A 14,644-nucleotide genomic window follows, 5' to 3' on the forward strand; every position below is an offset into this window, starting at 1 on the left:
GGGTGTTCCGCCCGGTCTGCAGGCGCCCAGAACGTAAACGGGTTGATTCATAACAATGGCGATGGCCTTTATTCACCGACCGTTTGACGGTCCGCCGAGGAAAACGCGATGAACAAAACCGCCTCGGTTTCTCCTATATTTGTGGCGTGATGCCAGATGTTGGGCGGGACGGTCACGGTATCGCCCTCGTTCATTTGCGCTTTTTCCCCACCAGGACCGGTATGTTCAATCCGTCCCTGGATGACCACGAGAATTTCAGTGCAATTCGGGTGGTAATGCCGCGGGTTGCCCTGTCCGGGCTTGAGAATGCAGCGGCCGACGGTCATTTCCGTTGAGTTGCCTAACGACAGCCCGGCAAACCAGGTCAGGTTCCCCCAGTCGAAGTCGCTTTTTGTGGCTTGTGGATATGTGAGAAGTCGGATGTCTGTTTTCATAGTGTTATGACTTTGCCTTCCCGGGCGGATTTGCGGTGGCGTCATAAAACATCTCATGTAATTCCACCCGCTTTCCTTCCGACAAAAGCGCCGCCTCATAGACCGCAACCACGTCGCGGGCAAACTCCAGCGAGCCGTCGTGCCGACGTGGGCCGCCCTGCACCTGATCGCAAAAAGACCGCAGACTGCCATAGACGCCCTGGGTCATCAGCGAGACGTTCTCCAGCGTTGAGAGAGTGTTCTGCGGCTCCCAGACAATGGCGCCCTGCTCAAAACCGCCCGGCGCGTAGGAGGTCGATACGCCATACTCAAGCCTGGCGCCACGCTGATAAGTGATTCGCAGGCAATTATCGAGCACCAGATTCGCGTCATTGGCATAGACGGTGTACATCTCATGGGGTTGAAAACGGCCGCCGCTCACAGCATGCAAAGTTCCAATCGCGCCTCCTGAGAACTCCAAAATGACTACTGAGGTGTCATGGCGTCCGTGATGCACCGTCACCGCCTCAACCGCGCCTCCCAACGCAATCATGAACGACAGCGGATGACATCCATTGCCCAGCCAGTTGGTAAATCGTCCCTCGCGCAGGACGGCCGGACCGTCGGCCGGCACCACGACCGGATACTGCGCCAGAATCGAACGCAACGGCTGGTGTTTCTCCTGGGCCAGAATCTCGCGGAACTTTTCAACCGCAGGCATGAACACCTTTTTGAAACCCACAACGGCCACCCGGTCGCCGCGCTTTCGCAACATCTCCTCGATTTGCGTGAGCCGCATCGCAGCAGGCTTTTCCATCCACACATGCAAACCGGCTGCAAATGCCTCGCACGCGAGAACGGGATGTTGCGCGGGGCCGACGCAGAGGATCACCACATCGAGCTTTTCATTGCGGTACATTTCAGCGTTGGAGGCATAGCATCGGCTCACACCGTACTCACCCGCAGTACGCTGCGCCAACTCGAGATTCACGTCGCAGAACGCCTGCACGCGCACGGGCAAATAATGCAGCGCCGGAAGAATGTTGCGGTAGCAGTGGGATCCGACGCCCACCACTCCTACGTTCAGTCTGTTTTGGAAATCCCGTTGGTAACTCATGGCATGGTTCCTTTCGTATATGCCGCATCAGCCTTCGGCGATCACCTTTCTCAGAAAGGCCATGTCGTTCTGAGTCACATTTGAGTAATCGACGCCGGGCTTGTGGTCTCCGTGACTGGAGTTCAGGCACCAGACGGGGCTGATCGCGTCACGCAGCACCTGCCGGGCAATGTCTTGCACCGGCCAGGAGGCATCAGCGAGGCTCGATTTCCATTTCAGCGATCCGCCCGGGGTTTCGCTCTGTCCGCCCTTGAAATGGACGTAGTTCATCCACGGCTTGAGTTTGTGATAGACTTCAAGGGACGGGAAGGTTCCATTGCTCCAAAGATTTTGAATGTCCCAGGTGAAGGTCGCAGTCCTTGGCCGGTCAAGCCGCTGGAAGAAATCAATGATGTTCTCCACATTGCCAAAAAGGCAGTCGTGGCATTCGTTCTCGATGGTGGTCTGGAAGCCGGCTGCCGAGATCTGATCCACCGCCTCGCGATAAAGCCCGATCATCCAGTCTGGGAAACGCCCGCTGCCTCTTGGGTCTAGCAAGCGAATCAGCTTGGGCTTCACCATCCGGGCGACTGCCAGCGTCCGCGGAAGGGCGGCCAGGGCCGAGTTACGGAAATGCGCTTCGCCCGGTGTCAGAGGTTCGTGAAAGAGTATCGTTGAGAAACAATAGGCGCTCAGTCCGCGCCGCTGCATTGCGCCGACGAGGCGTTCGGCCTCATCGGGATTCAGGTCGATGATCGATTTGCCATAGACTTGATCCTTGAGGTCCAAATCCTTGAGGCCCCATTCCACATGCCGGTCCAATGCCGGCTCGATCTCATGGCCCGCCATTGCGTTTAACATTGTCAGTCGCGGTTTCATTTTTGGCTTTTCCGCCTTGTGCGAGGAGAAGATTTTTTCGACGGCAGGGCGCGTCCGGTGAAGACCGCGAGATATTTGACCTTGGCCGTCAAAGGCTCCAGATCATGTTCCTCCTCGGAATTGAAATAGAGGGAATCTCCGGGGCCCAGGGTGTGGGTGGTGTCGCCCACCCGGTAACGCATCCGGCCCTCCAGAACATAGACAAATTCCTCACCGCAATGAGCCAGGACTCCCCGTTTGATTTTGCCCCGCTCGGCAGTGAAAATAAACGGCTGCATGATTTTATCCGCGCGTTTCGCAGCCAGGAGGTAAAATCCATAGCCCTTGTCCGTCTGTGCAGCCGCGCTATGGGTCCGCTCCCGGGCCAGACTTAGGACCGTCGGGGAATCCTGGCCGCCATCGAGAAGATTTCCCAGGCTGACGCCGAGTGCTGCGGCAATCTTAGTGAGTGTCGCCACGGGCGGCGTCGTTTTTCCCGATTCGATCTTGGAAAGGAGGCTGACGGTGAAGCCGCAGCGTTTCGAAATATCCAGCAAAGTCCGTTGCTGGCGCAGGCGCAGCCTGCGGATTCGCGAGCCCAACTCATTCATCGAATCCATCCTGATGGAACAAGGGTGTAATTCAAGTACTATTCTTGATATTCAAACAGTTTGAATTTGATTGGGTGCGAAAACAAGGGGGCCGCCGGGCGCATCGAGGGTTGACCCGGATGCAGTTGCGCCCTTATTCCGCGCGGCCTTTTGGCAAGACCCTTTGGAGGGCTTTCCAGAGGCGGGTGAAACATCCGCGCTAAGGCAACAGCACCAGCGCATGCATCATATAGTCGGTCCACTGTTGCCAGGTCAGGATTCCTTCCAGGCTGGAACCATCTTCATAGGGGCACCAGACCTTCAATCCATCCGCGTCCGCGTCCAGGAGCAGCATGCAGTGGTAAATCGCGGATAATTCCCCGTCCACAAGCATGCGTTCCGTGTAAAGAAAAATTCCGCTGACATGCCGGTCGCCATAATGACTTTGATACTTTAGCACCAGATCCTTGTCCACGGTTACGATGCTGTTTTTTGCAATGCCCAAATCCCGGGCAATCTCCAAAATCGAAAACTCATTGGTCGAACCGGGTTGCCGGAACCAGGAGGTGTATTTTCTCGAAAACTCATCCAGGAAATCGGCTTCGGCGATATCGCGGCCATTCCGCCCCGCCAATTCGATCAGACAGCGGCATGCATTTCCAAATGTGTTAAGGTTTTGCATATGAATACCTGTCCGGCGCCGTCTAACGCAGATCGGAATATAAAAGCGAAACTCTAAATATCAGGATTTCTCCAAATGCTAATCCCCCTGAATTTTTATCACCATGAGCTCATCCAAACTGCCTGATGTAATTCTGGCCTCGGGTTAAACGAAGAGCGAGTCAAATAAGCGAGGACATATCGCATATTCATCCGTTCGCACATTCCCGCTGGCTTTTACAATGGCCTCTGCTAAATTGCAGTCATGTCCCTAACCCGGATGCGAATGCCTCACCCGCTTCTGAAAAGCCCTCAAGGTACTGGACAAGAAGAGGGTAACCAAGCATCCGGGTTAAATGCAAAACCGTCTGAATGGGATTTTTTATTGAAACATAAACTCCAAATTTTGAGGCGGTTTTGCAATAGCCTGCATGCTCCCGGAGTTTTCCTTCCTCCTCGCAGGAAAGAAAGACATGCGGCGCAATTTCCAAAGAAGACTGAGGCATGCAGGCTAAAGCATCTGGTTTTGGGAGTTGGTTTTGCGTGTTTATCCCTCGCGCTCACTGCAGCCGCCGGCGACAAGGATTTCGGGCGCGACCCCGAAGCCATTTATTTCAGCGATCTTGGCGACCAAAAACCCATTATCCTCAAGGTCGAAAAAGTCGTCGGAGTTTATGCCGACCGGAACCTGAGCGCCTACATGCGCAATTTCCAGGCAGGCGATGACGTCCAATTGCTGGCCTATAACCCCGATGCCTACTTTGTCAGGCACCTCAAAAGCGGATACGAAGGCTGGGTGGCAAAGGAAAATCTCAGTAAAATCGACAAAGACCAGTTGGACACCCTTCTCGCGCGTGTGGAGGAGGAACGAAAATTTGCCGATGCCATAAAAAGGAAGGAGGTCCTGCCCGGCATGACGTTCGACCATGTCAAGGCTGCTCTGGGCAAGCCCACCAGCAAAACCTTCAGGCAGGATGAAAACGGGCGTTTTGACAAATGGTCGTACATCGATTACGAAACCCGTTATGTAAGCCAGCCGTATTTTGATTCCCGGCAAGGCGCTTATGTCAACTTGCCCGTGGCAATCAAGGTCGCCGTGGGATCTCTCAACGTGGAATTCAAGAGCGGGCGGGTCACGGCCATTGAACGCACCCGTGACAAAAACGCCGGGGCAAATTAACCCCAGAGCTGCCGGTCCAGGGAACGGTATTGCACCGCTTCACTGACATGGTCTGTCGTGACCTGTTCGGAATCCGCCAGATCCGCTATGGTGCGGGCGACTTTTAAAATCCGGTCATAGGCCCGCGCGCTGAGGTTCATATTCTCCATCGCATACTTGAGAATGTTCCGGCTGTCGTTGTCAATCGGGGCAAAGGCCTGGATTTGTTTGGGCCCCATCAGCGCGTTGCACCAGATCGCTTTTCCCGAAAAACGCCTTCGCTGGAGCTCACGCGCCTTCTCCACCCGTTCACGGATCGTCCCGGTGCTTTCACCCGAAGGAGCGGAAAGCAATTGCTCATGTTTGAGCGCCGGGACCTCAACGTGCAGGTCAATCCGGTCGAGCAGCGGCCCGGAAATCCGGTTCAAATAGCGTTGAACAGCAGTTGCCGAAACCCTCCCTTTTTGCGCATCCCCGGAACTGCCGGTGGGCGTCGGATTCATCGCCCCGACAAACATAAACCGCGCCGGAAAAGTCAGCGTTCCCGCCGCGCGCGAAATCGTCACTCTCCCGTCTTCAAGCGGCTGGCGGAGCACCTCCAGGGCCGAGCGCTTGAATTCCGGCAATTCGTCCAGAAACAAAACGCCGTTGTGCGCGAGGCTCACCTCGCCCGGCATCGGCTGGGCCGAGCCGCCTATCAATCCAATATCAGAAATTGTGTGGTGTGGAGAACGAAACGGACGCACAGCGACCAGCGCCTGCCCCGCCGGCAAAAGTCCAACCACACTGTGGATCTTGGTGGTTTCGAGAGCTTCCGGCAGGGACATGCGGGGCAGGATGCCGGGCAGGCGCTTGGCCAGCATGCTCTTTCCCGAACCCGGCGGGCCGATCATAAGCAGATTGTGGCCTCCCGCCGCGGCGATCTCCAGCGAGCGCTTGACGCTTTCCTGGCCTTTCACATCCGCAAAATCCAGATCGTTGTCATAGGCCGTCCCATTTTCAAACAGGCCTGTGCGATGAGGCGAGGCGGCAATCTCGGTTTTTTCCTCCAGAAACTCGGATGCCGATCTGAGGTTTTTGACCGGATACACATTCAGACCCTCAACCACCGACGCCTCGGCTGCATTCTCCACCGGCACCAGAATGCCTCCGAAGCCGGCCTTTTTTGCCAGCAACGCAATGGGCAGCACTCCTTTCACCCGCCGCACCGCACCCGTCAGTGCCAGTTCCCCGACGGCCAGCAGCCTTTCTTTGCGGTCATTCCGGCATTGCCCCGATGCCAGCAAAATTCCCAGGGCTATGGGCAGATCAAAACTGGGGCCTTCCTTGCGGAGATCCGCCGGAGCCAGATTGACCGTGACGCGGTTCCCCGGATGATTGTAGGCGCTGTTGAGAATGGCTGTGCGGACGCGGTCGCGCGATTCCTTGACGGCTGTATCGGGCAAACCGACCACGACGAATTCCGGCAAGCCCTGGCCCACGCAGGCGCCGACATTGACTTCGACTTCCACCGGGAAGGCCTGAACTCCAACCACGGACGCGGATTTGATCTGCGAAAGCATGAACAACCTAAACTTTTAATAAACGCAACTGTTGTTGAAATAACGCTACTGGAATGTTACGAACAGGTTACATATGAAGTGCCGTCGATTTTGTTTTTCCATTGGAAATTCTCAACGTCCTCTGGCATGATCCGCCCATGCGATCCCATTATTTTACGTTCATACTACTCCTGGTTGCGCTAACTCAGGGAGGCTTCAATCCGGCCGTGGCCGGAGAACTCGATAACCCGACCTTCATCCTCCATCTCGAAAGGTCCCACACCAAACAACTCAAGGACGATGCCAAATTGGGGCATGGCAAAACAACCGACACCACCATCAGCTTCCTGCTGGATGTTAGCAACCTGCATCCAAATCCCACCGATGAAATCCAAGCCCGGGTCTGCGTGGTCACCGAGCCTAATGACTGGAAAGACAAGCCCACCCTGACAGCCAGTATTTTGCCGGCAAAAACCGGCCTCAAGGCCGATGCTCAAACCACAGTCACGCTGAATATTGGCGAGTTGGAGGTAAAAGAGCTGAATACCACCAATGTAAATACCAACATGCTGTGGCGCGGTGGCACCAAATTGGCCGGATATCAAGTCGATATCACTTATAAAGGCCAGGTCGTGCTGACGGAAAACAGCGGCGGCGCGAAAGCGCACAAGGCGATTGAAGACCTGCTCGCCGGCAATAAATAGCGCGCTGCAATGGGAATCAAGGCTGGCTTCCCGGTTTCTCCGGTATCGGATGTGCCGTATAAGATTCATGAGTCTTATTCCGATACTGCAAACGGGCCCGCGTCATACGCTCACGCAGGCCGCCCTGTTTGAGAAAATCCTTCTCCAACCGGCGGAGCTGCTGGTCGAGCAGATAGTTCGTCTGGTGGATGAGGCAAAGCGCAATATTGGCCACGACTTCCGGCGGGCGGGTTTCCACATAAGTTCTATAAGTCTCATAGGACTGGTGAGGCTGGCAGCCGAGTTTGCGGACAAATAGAGCCTCCTTTGAGTTCTTATCCCAGATTCCAAAATCCCGCACCCGCAGAAAATCCCGGTAATCCAGGAGCAGTTCTTCCAGGCTTGCGCGGGCCACATTCGTGAGCTTGAGCTCCATTTCCTTGGAAGTGCCGGAGGCTTTGCTGGCCTCGGCAATGTTTTGTTTGCCGGATCGTGAGGCCTGCACCATCTGGTCTATGGTGCGGTCGCCTTTTCTGAGGAAACGTTGGCAGAAGCGGAAGGTGAGGTCATACACCAGCTCCGCTTTCTGGTAGGAAAGCAGTTCGGCATAGTTGCCGTGCGGGGGGAGAAGGTTTTCTTCAGACATGGGTCATGTGCGTCATATTGGACTTATTTTTAGAAATCTGCTGATTCCCATTATTTCTCATACCGCTCCTCACGAATTCCGCCGCGTCAATTCAAACGCTGCCGGGATCAGATGGCACTCCGGCGGCCCGCTCGATTTGAGAAAAACTTCCACCACATCAAAACGCACCGGCATGTCCTGCAGCTTGATTTCCTCCAGATATGCCATGGCCGTGCGCAGTATGCGGCGTTGCTTGGACGGCGTGACCGCTTCCGCCGGTGAGCCCCACGATTCCGGGCTGCGCGCCTTGACTTCCACAAACACCAGCACCCCTTTATGCCTGCAAACAAGGTCGATTTCCCCCCAGCGCGAACGGTAGTTGCGCACCAGCGGCTTGTAGTGTTGCCGCTTCAGGAAAGCACAGGCGGCTTCCTCGCCAAAATCTCCGCGCCCCTTGCGGTCACCCGGCAAACGAGAGTAGGCGCTGCGCCACGGGGGCAAAACTGCGGCGATGGATGGGGCAAGGCCCCAGGCGTTCCAAAGCCTTTTGGTGGACGGCAGTTCCGTATCCTTTGTGGCGGGCAAATCCATAACCGGGGAATTGCGCTTCCGCCTCTTCCATCAGGCGGTCGCGGGTTTCCTTGGCCAGAATTGAAGCAGCGGCAATCGACGGACATTGTGAATCTCCTTTGACAATTGCGTGAATTTTCACGGGAAGCTTCGGCATCTGCGAACCGTCAATCAGGGCCAGGTCCACCATCACTCCCACGCCCGCCAATGCGCGGGCCATGGCCAAAAAAGTCGCCTGCAATATATTTACGCGGTCCACTTCCTCGACGCTCGCCTGACCCACCGCCCAACTCAACCCGTCGGCCCCAGAAATTTCGGCATACAAACGACGACGCTCGGCACGGGACAATTTTTTGGAATCGTTAAGCCCCTCCGGCCAGGTTTCATGCTTCAGGAAAACGCAGGCCGCCGCTACAACAGGCCCCGCAAGACAACCTCGCCCGGCTTCATCAATGCCCGCAATCACCCTTGCCCCGGACTCAAGGGCCTTGTGTTCGTAATGCCAGGAAAGCCCGCTTTTCATGCCTCAAGAATGAAGCACGCCTTATTTCTTTTTCTTGGCGGCGCGGACCGGCTGCTTGCTCTTTTCTTCCGACTTCACTTCCATCGCGCCCTTGAGGCCGCGCAGGTAATAAAGACGGGAGCGGCGCACGCGTCCGGCGATTTCAACAGCAATTTTTTCGATGAACGGAGAATGCAGCGGAAACACGCGCTCCACACCCTCGCCATAGCTGATGCGGCGGACCGTGAAGGTCTCGTTCAGGCCGCGGCCTTTGCGCGCGATCACAACGCCCGAATAATTCTGGATGCGTTCCTTGTCGCCTTCCTTCACGCGGGAGGAAACCTTGATGGTGTCGCCCACCTTGAATTTGGAGACGTCCTTTTTTAACTGTTCACTTTCGATTTTGTCTATCACGTTCATCGCATATACCTTCCAATTTTTCACTCGCGAGCAGATCCTTGCGGCGTTCCAACGTCCGCCGGTCGGCCTGCTCTTTTCTCCACGCGGCAATGGCCGCATGATTGCCTGTCATCAAAATCTCCGGGACCTTTTTGCCCCGAAACTCCTCCGGACGCGTGTACTGCGGCCCTTCCAGCGCCGCCTCCGGTCCGAATGAATCCATTCTCGCCGAATCTTCGTTCCCCAGCACCCCGGGCAACAACCGCACCACCGCATCAATCACCACCAGGGCGGCAATCGTGCCGTTCGTCAGCACATAATCGCCAATCGACAATTCCTCGTCGATCCAGCCTTCGCGCACCCGTTCGTCGATGCCTTCATAATGTCCACTGACAAAAATCAACCGTGGCAGCTTTGCATACTCCAAGGCCTTGGCCTGGTCAAAGCGGGCGCCTTCGGGCGTCAAATAAATCACACGCCCCTTTCCCGGCCCCATTTCCTGCACCGCTTCCAAACATTCCACCAGAGGCTCGCACTTCATCACCATCCCGGGACCGCCCCCGAACGGACGGTCATCCACCGTGCGATGCTTGTCGTGCGCATACTTGCGAATGTCATGCACTCCGACTTGTACCTGGCCGCCCTGCTGCGCCCGTTTCAAAATACTCGATTGCAACGGGCTCTCCAGCATCTCCGGAAACAGCGTCAGAACATCAATTTTCACGCCTGTTCCGAAGGGCCCGTTTCCGCAATCTCAACAAAAATCCGTTTGTCCGTTTTGACCGATGCGGCATTGCACAGGTTGCGGATCGCGGAAATGGTTCTTCCCTTCTTTCCGATCACCCGCCCGACGTCCTGCGGGTTCAAATGCACCCAATAGGTCGAGCTGTCAGGCCTTTCCTCCACCTCGACATCCACTTCTTCCGCATGCTGCACAAGGGAGGAAACGACAAACTCCACAAAATACTTCATAGGCGGTGCCGCGCGCCATCGGGATTAGCTCGCCGCGGCGGCGGTTTTGTTGCGGGCCTTTTTAATCAGGGTTCGCACCGTGTCGGAGGCTTTCGCACCCTGGCCGATCCAGTAATCGATGCGTTCCAGCTTGAGCGCCGACTCCTGGTTTTTCTCAATCGGATCATACGAGCCGATCATTTCAATAAACTTGCCGTCGCGGGGGCTGCGTTTGTCGGCCACCACAATACGGTAGAAGGGCCGGTTTTTGGTCCCTTCACGACGAAGACGAATTACTACTGCCATAAGATCTTTCCTCTGCTGTTATTTGCCGGCCTGGCGGGTCATCCCGCCCAACAAGCGCTTCAATTTATTCTCCTGGTTTCCACCCCGGGCCAACTGTCCGACCATTTTTTTCATCGTGCGGAACCGTTGCATCAGCTCATTGACTTCCGTCACGCTGGTACCGCTTCCCGAAGCGATTCTTTGGCGCCGTTTTGCATTCAAAACGTCCGGCCGCCGCCGTTCCTGCCTGGTCATGGAGCAAACGATGGCTTCCGTCCTCTTGAACACATTATCGTCCAGAGAGAAATGTTGAATACTACCCATGCCGGGGACCATGCCAAGAAGATTTTGCAAAGGCCCAAGCTTTTTCAGTTGTTTCATCTGATCCAGAAAGTCCTGCAGGTCAAATTCCGCCTTGAACAGCTTTTCCTGCATCCGGGAGGCGTCCTCCAAATCAATCTGTTCCGTGACCTTCTCAGCCAGGCCATAAAGGTCTCCCATGCCCAGCAATCGCTGTACCAGCCGTTCGGCGCGAAAGACTTCAAACTGATCCACCCGCTCGCCCGTGCCCAGAAACTTCAACGGCATCCCCGTGACGCTTTGCAGTGAAAATGCCGCCCCGCCCCGGGCATCCCCGTCAAACTTCGACAATACAATCCCGGTCAGCGGCACCTGTTTCTGAAAGGCCTGCGCCACTTCCACCGCACTTTGGCCCAAAGCCGCATCGGCCACCAACAAGGCCTCCTGCGGGCGAATCTGGCCCATGGCCGACTTTAACTCCTCCAGCAGCTCTTGGTTGATCTCCGTTCGTCCGGCCAAATCATAAATCACGGCATTGTAGGTCCCTTTCGTGGCCTCAGTCGCGGCGGATGCCAGGTGGCCGGCAAGAGTCGCACCAGCTTCTGGGGCGAACACATCAATGCCGTTTTGCCGGCCCAGGGTCTGCAACTGTTGCACGGCCGCCGGGCGCATCAAATCCCCCGCCACCAGCAGCACCTTTTCTTTTTGCTTTTTGAGATGGAGCGCCAGCTTGGCGGCCGTGGTGGTCTTGCCCGCGCCGTTCAAGCCGCACAACGCGATCCGCAAGGGACGTTCCGAAGCCAGGCCTTTGTCCCCGCCCTGAAAAATCGCCAGCAATTCATCATGGACGATTTTGACAAATAAATCGCCGGGCCGGATGCTGTTGCGCACCTCCTCGCCCAGCGCCTTTTCCTTCACCCGGTCGCAAAACTGTTTGGCCACCTGGTAATTCACATCGGCGGCCAGCAAGGCGAGACGCACCTCGCGAAGCGCTTCCGATATGTTGGAATCCGTCAGCTTCCCATACCCGCGCAGGGTTTTGAAGACGCTTTGGAATTTTTCTGAAAGCTGGTTTAACATCGTTCCAGTTTAAAGTTTGAAGTTTCAAGTTTTAAGCTTGGCGCGCAATCCCTCCATCCTCTTCGGGAGCGCGGGCATCCTGCCCGCACCGTTGCGCATCTGGAACACTCGCGATTTATCGGAGTTGCGCAACGGATGCCTTTCAATCCGTTCCCCTCAGGGTGTGTTCCGAGCTTTGACTTCTGCATTCTGAATTCTAAATTCTAAATTCTAAATTCTATTTTTTTCCGCGTCTTTGCGACTTACGCCCTCTGCGTTAAAATTTAAAATTACTTTTCCCCGAATTCCGCCTCAATATGTTCCAAAATCACATGCAGAATCCACGTATGGATTTCCTGCACGCGCGCGGTATTGTTGCTCGGCACGATCACTTCGTAATCCGCCTGGCCCTTGGCCTTGCCGCCGCCCTTGCCCAGGAACGCAACCGTCTTGACCCCCAGCTTTTTCGCCGTTTCCAGCGCCTTCAATTGGTTGGCTGAATTGCCGCTGCCGCTGAACAGCACCAGGATGTCGCCGGGCTTGCCCAGGGCCTCCACCTGCCGGCTGAAAACCGCCTCGTAACTCCAATCGTTGGCGATGCAGGTCAAAGCCGTCACGTCCGCGACCAGCGAGATCGCCGGAAGCGCCCGCCGGTTGCCCCGGTAACGCCCCACCAGTTCCTCGGCCATGTGCAGCGCATCCGCCGCGCTGCCGCCGTTTCCGCAGGTCAGGAGCTTGTTCCCTTTGTGAAAACAGTCCGCAAATACGGGCAGGATGGCTTCCACATGGGGCAAGACCGATTTGAAACGCTGGACAACCTCGTTCAATTCCTCCAATTGTTCTTGTAAGCTGGGCATAGGACTACGTTTCTAGCGCGGCCTTCCAATTTGTCATGAAGATTATCGACCGTTATTTGGTTGTGACGCTGGTGCTGCCTTTTCTCTTTTGCTGCGCCAGCCTGTATTTCGTTTTTGTCGTTATCGACCTGTTCGACAACGTCAGCGATCTGGTCCATGCCCACAGCAGCCTGTGGAACCTGGTTCTGATCTACCTGGTGCTGATCCCGCAGGTGGCGCCGGTCATTCTGCCGTTTGCCTTTTTTCTTTCCTGCGTCTATGTCCTGAGCAACCTTTCCGCGCACAAGGAACTGGTGGCCATGATGAGTGCCGGACTCAGCCTCGCCCGCCTTTCCATCCCCTTTTTCCTCCTGGCCCTGGTGGTCAGCTTTATCCAATACCTGTTGTTGCTGGACCTTTCACCCACAGCCGAAAGTCGTCGGGAGGTGCTGATCGCGAACCTCCAGCAACAAGGGAAATCGCCCAATGTTTTCAAATCCATCATTTATAAAAATCCGCAGACCGGGACGATGTGGTACATCCACGAAATTGATATCGCAAACGGAACCCTGAAGCAGGCGGAGATTGTACTTCCGGATGAATTGGGCCGCGACAAGGTAAAGTATTTCGTGGCCCAGGGCCAATACCGCGGGCATTACTGGGATTTCGTCGGCATCCGCAAGGTTGAATTCAAAATCGACGGCAACAGCCTCCCACCGGTCGATCTCAGCCGACTGGACGCCTACGACCTGACGGAACCTCCTGAACAAATGGTGGCCGATTTAAAACCGCCGGAGGAATCCACCTGGCCCGATCTGTATCGATTCATCAATGCGCGCTACCAACCCCCCGCCAACCGCATGGCGCCTTACAAAACGGAACACTACAATCGCACGGCCTATCCGCTTCTGGCCCCGGTGCTCTGCCTCTTCGCGTTTGCCCTCAGCATTGTCCACGACCGCAAAAGCCGCACGGGCGCGGTGTTTAACTGCATTGTGGTTCTGATTGTGGTTTTCATCTTTCAAAAAGTTTCAATCGGCCTCGGCAACGGCACCCGGCTTTCGCCGTTCATGGCCGGGTGGAGCCCGATTCTGGTTTTTGGGGCCGCAGGTCTGGCAATGTTCGCGGCCAAAGTCGGCTGGACCTGGGAAGCTGTTTCGTTTTTAAGAACGTCCGGTTACTGGCCGGATAGAAATCAAAATTAAGAATGAGGAATGTGGAATTCAGAACTAAAATCAAAAAAGATTTGCCATGAACATTCCAAAACTCTGCATTTCATCTGTGGAAAGTGCGTCCAACAAAACCCCCTTTTCTTCCCCCTTGTCAGGGGGATGTCTGCTGCTTTCCTTATTTGCGTTCATCCGCGTTCATCCGCGGTTAAAATGCTTCTTTTCGTGCCTTGGCGTCTTCGTGGTTGTTTTCGCCTTCACATTTTCAACACCCGCCCCGGTCCACGCCCAAAGCCAGCCTGAAATGAACGCCGAAGCCGCTGCGCGGTTCGAAAAATACGACAAGGAACTGAACCGCGTTTATCAGGGCATCCTCAAAGGCCTCGACGCCGAGGGGCAAAAGAAATTGAAAGCAGCCGAGGAAGCCTGGATCAAATACCGCGACGCCGAGGCGGCCTTCCAGGCCGACAGCGAACGCGGAGGCTCGCTGTCGAACTACATCTATCTCGACACCCAAGCCACCCTGACCAAGGCGCGAATTGACGCTTTGAAAAAAGGCGGCGGATAGAAATCATTCACCGCAGTTGCGGAGAACTCTGAGGCAAGATAGTTCTTCGTTCGTAGTTCTTTGTGATTTGCTGTCTTGGCAGTTCAACTCTTTTACTCCGTGACTCGGTGGCTCCGTGAGAGAAATAGGCTCTACTTGGCGGTCTTTGCGCGAAATATGATTTATGTGGGCGCGACAGGAATCGAACCTGCATGGATTGCTCCAAAGGAACCTAAATCCTTCGCGTCTGCCAATTTCGCCACGCGCCCCGCTAATTCCCGAATTTCCCGCCTTTTGACCCCCAAGTCAAGGCAGCCCTGTTCATGGGCAGTCAGTTCACCGCAGGCGCAGGACGCGGAGAAGCAGTTTTATCCGCAGATGAACGCAGATGGGTACAGATT

Annotated in this window: 19 protein-coding genes and 1 tRNA gene; 4 read left to right on the forward strand and 16 right to left on the reverse strand. The window is 55.6% G+C overall.

The window, feature by feature from the left end; translation table 11 throughout:
- Positions 1-68: 68 nt before the first annotated feature.
- The 5 genes from PHD76_04460 to PHD76_04480 form a co-directional block, all read right to left on the reverse strand.
- Positions 69-434, reverse strand: coding sequence for a cupin domain-containing protein (locus PHD76_04460; GenBank protein MDD5261082.1), 366 nt, complete (start codon positions 432-434; stop codon positions 69-71).
- Positions 435-438: 4 nt separating this feature from the next.
- On the reverse strand, positions 439-1,530 hold the full coding sequence (locus PHD76_04465; protein ID MDD5261083.1) for a Gfo/Idh/MocA family oxidoreductase: 1,092 nt from the start codon (positions 1,528-1,530) through the stop codon (positions 439-441).
- 27 nt (positions 1,531-1,557) lie between these two features.
- Positions 1,558-2,388, reverse strand: coding sequence for a TIM barrel protein (locus PHD76_04470; GenBank protein ID MDD5261084.1), 831 nt, complete (start codon positions 2,386-2,388; stop codon positions 1,558-1,560).
- Positions 2,385-2,978 (reverse strand): XRE family transcriptional regulator, encoded by a 594-nt coding sequence (locus tag PHD76_04475; GenBank protein MDD5261085.1) that lies wholly within the window; start codon positions 2,976-2,978, stop codon positions 2,385-2,387. The genes PHD76_04470 and PHD76_04475 overlap by 4 nt, the downstream gene beginning before the upstream one ends.
- A gap of 199 nt (positions 2,979-3,177) precedes the next feature.
- Positions 3,178-3,639 carry a hypothetical protein gene (locus tag PHD76_04480; protein MDD5261086.1) on the reverse strand — a complete coding sequence of 154 codons (462 nt, stop codon included), beginning with the start codon at positions 3,637-3,639 and terminating at the stop codon, positions 3,178-3,180.
- 504 nt (positions 3,640-4,143) lie between these two features.
- On the opposite strand from PHD76_04480, the gene PHD76_04485 reads away from it, so the two are divergent.
- Entirely contained in the window at positions 4,144-4,797 is a 654-nt protein-coding gene (locus PHD76_04485) for a hypothetical protein (GenBank protein MDD5261087.1), read from the forward strand.
- Here PHD76_04485 and PHD76_04490 read toward each other — a convergent pair.
- Positions 4,794-6,338, reverse strand: coding sequence for a YifB family Mg chelatase-like AAA ATPase (locus tag PHD76_04490; protein MDD5261088.1), 1,545 nt, complete (start codon positions 6,336-6,338; stop codon positions 4,794-4,796). The two genes, PHD76_04485 and PHD76_04490, sit on opposite strands and share 4 nt — an antisense overlap.
- 137 nt (positions 6,339-6,475) lie before the next feature.
- On the opposite strand from PHD76_04490, the gene PHD76_04495 reads away from it, so the two are divergent.
- Complete coding sequence (locus tag PHD76_04495) at positions 6,476-7,021, forward strand: hypothetical protein (protein ID MDD5261089.1); 546 nt, start codon at positions 6,476-6,478, stop codon at positions 7,019-7,021.
- 16 nt (positions 7,022-7,037) lie between these two features.
- On the opposite strand, the gene PHD76_04500 is transcribed toward PHD76_04495, so the two are convergent.
- From PHD76_04500 to gmhA, 9 genes are all read right to left on the reverse strand, one after another.
- Positions 7,038-7,646, reverse strand: a complete 609-nt coding sequence (locus PHD76_04500; GenBank protein ID MDD5261090.1) for a four helix bundle suffix domain-containing protein — start codon at positions 7,644-7,646, stop codon at positions 7,038-7,040.
- A 69-nt stretch (positions 7,647-7,715) separates the two neighbouring features.
- On the reverse strand, positions 7,716-8,096 hold the full coding sequence (locus PHD76_04505; protein MDD5261091.1) for a YraN family protein: 381 nt from the start codon (positions 8,094-8,096) through the stop codon (positions 7,716-7,718).
- A complete protein-coding gene (locus PHD76_04510) occupies positions 8,086-8,718 on the reverse strand; it encodes a ribonuclease HII (GenBank protein ID MDD5261092.1) in 633 nt (210 codons plus the stop codon). Before PHD76_04510 ends, PHD76_04505 begins: the two co-directional genes overlap by 11 nt.
- A gap of 21 nt (positions 8,719-8,739) precedes the next feature.
- On the reverse strand, positions 8,740-9,117 hold the full coding sequence (gene rplS, locus PHD76_04515) for a 50S ribosomal protein L19 (protein ID MDD5261093.1): 378 nt from the start codon (positions 9,115-9,117) through the stop codon (positions 8,740-8,742).
- A complete protein-coding gene (trmD, locus tag PHD76_04520) occupies positions 9,089-9,820 on the reverse strand; it encodes a tRNA (guanosine(37)-N1)-methyltransferase TrmD (protein MDD5261094.1) in 732 nt (243 codons plus the stop codon). The genes rplS and trmD overlap by 29 nt, the downstream gene beginning before the upstream one ends.
- The gene (locus PHD76_04525) at positions 9,817-10,068 is read right to left on the reverse strand and encodes a KH domain-containing protein (GenBank protein MDD5261095.1); all 252 of its coding nucleotides are present in this window, start codon (positions 10,066-10,068) and stop codon (positions 9,817-9,819) included. Before PHD76_04525 ends, trmD begins: the two co-directional genes overlap by 4 nt.
- Positions 10,069-10,092: 24 nt before the next feature.
- Positions 10,093-10,353, reverse strand: a complete 261-nt coding sequence (rpsP, locus tag PHD76_04530; protein MDD5261096.1) for a 30S ribosomal protein S16 — start codon at positions 10,351-10,353, stop codon at positions 10,093-10,095.
- 18 nt (positions 10,354-10,371) lie between these two features.
- Positions 10,372-11,712 carry a signal recognition particle protein gene (gene ffh, locus PHD76_04535; GenBank protein ID MDD5261097.1) on the reverse strand — a complete coding sequence of 447 codons (1,341 nt, stop codon included), beginning with the start codon at positions 11,710-11,712 and terminating at the stop codon, positions 10,372-10,374.
- 269 nt (positions 11,713-11,981) lie between these two features.
- Positions 11,982-12,548, reverse strand: coding sequence for a D-sedoheptulose 7-phosphate isomerase (gene gmhA / locus PHD76_04540; GenBank protein MDD5261098.1), 567 nt, complete (start codon positions 12,546-12,548; stop codon positions 11,982-11,984).
- A gap of 35 nt (positions 12,549-12,583) precedes the next feature.
- Here gmhA and PHD76_04545 point away from each other — a divergent pair, with 35 nt between their 5' ends.
- Together PHD76_04545 and PHD76_04550 are read left to right on the forward strand one after the other, a co-directional pair.
- A complete protein-coding gene (locus PHD76_04545) occupies positions 12,584-13,732 on the forward strand; it encodes an LptF/LptG family permease (protein ID MDD5261099.1) in 1,149 nt (382 codons plus the stop codon).
- 46 nt (positions 13,733-13,778) lie between these two features.
- Positions 13,779-14,264, forward strand: coding sequence for a DUF1311 domain-containing protein (locus PHD76_04550; GenBank protein ID MDD5261100.1), 486 nt, complete (start codon positions 13,779-13,781; stop codon positions 14,262-14,264).
- Between the two features lie 166 nt (positions 14,265-14,430).
- Here the strand turns inward: PHD76_04550 and PHD76_04555 are convergent.
- Positions 14,431-14,512 (reverse strand) — tRNA-Leu (locus PHD76_04555).
- Between the last annotated feature and the right edge of the window lie 132 nt (positions 14,513-14,644).

It is taken from the genome of Candidatus Methylacidiphilales bacterium, assembly GCA_028713655.1.
Lineage (GTDB): Bacteria > Verrucomicrobiota > Verrucomicrobiia > Methylacidiphilales > JAAUTS01 > JAQTNW01.

Bases quoted from the DNA above. Each gene is read 5' to 3' on its own strand.
- rplS (MDD5261093.1), bottom strand. From the start codon at position 9,117: ATGAACGTGATAGACAAAATCGAAAGTGAACAGTTAAAAAAGGACGTC.
- PHD76_04490 (MDD5261088.1), bottom strand. From the start codon at position 6,338: ATGCTTTCGCAGATCAAATCCGCGTCCGTGGTTGGAGTTCAGGCCTTC.
- PHD76_04545 (MDD5261099.1), top strand. From the start codon at position 12,584: ATGAAGATTATCGACCGTTATTTGGTTGTGACGCTGGTGCTGCCTTTT.
- PHD76_04495 (MDD5261089.1), top strand. From the start codon at position 6,476: ATGCGATCCCATTATTTTACGTTCATACTACTCCTGGTTGCGCTAACT.
- gmhA (MDD5261098.1), bottom strand. From the start codon at position 12,548: ATGCCCAGCTTACAAGAACAATTGGAGGAATTGAACGAGGTTGTCCAG.
- PHD76_04465 (MDD5261083.1), bottom strand. From the start codon at position 1,530: ATGAGTTACCAACGGGATTTCCAAAACAGACTGAACGTAGGAGTGGTG.
- PHD76_04475 (MDD5261085.1), bottom strand. From the start codon at position 2,978: ATGAATGAGTTGGGCTCGCGAATCCGCAGGCTGCGCCTGCGCCAGCAA.
- PHD76_04500 (MDD5261090.1), bottom strand. From the start codon at position 7,646: ATGTCTGAAGAAAACCTTCTCCCCCCGCACGGCAACTATGCCGAACTG.
- PHD76_04470 (MDD5261084.1), bottom strand. From the start codon at position 2,388: ATGAAACCGCGACTGACAATGTTAAACGCAATGGCGGGCCATGAGATC.
- PHD76_04480 (MDD5261086.1), bottom strand. From the start codon at position 3,639: ATGCAAAACCTTAACACATTTGGAAATGCATGCCGCTGTCTGATCGAA.
- PHD76_04550 (MDD5261100.1), top strand. From the start codon at position 13,779: ATGAACATTCCAAAACTCTGCATTTCATCTGTGGAAAGTGCGTCCAAC.
- PHD76_04510 (MDD5261092.1), bottom strand. From the start codon at position 8,718: ATGAAAAGCGGGCTTTCCTGGCATTACGAACACAAGGCCCTTGAGTCC.
- PHD76_04525 (MDD5261095.1), bottom strand. From the start codon at position 10,068: ATGAAGTATTTTGTGGAGTTTGTCGTTTCCTCCCTTGTGCAGCATGCG.
- ffh (MDD5261097.1), bottom strand. From the start codon at position 11,712: ATGTTAAACCAGCTTTCAGAAAAATTCCAAAGCGTCTTCAAAACCCTG.
- rpsP (MDD5261096.1), bottom strand. From the start codon at position 10,353: ATGGCAGTAGTAATTCGTCTTCGTCGTGAAGGGACCAAAAACCGGCCC.
- PHD76_04460 (MDD5261082.1), bottom strand. From the start codon at position 434: ATGAAAACAGACATCCGACTTCTCACATATCCACAAGCCACAAAAAGC.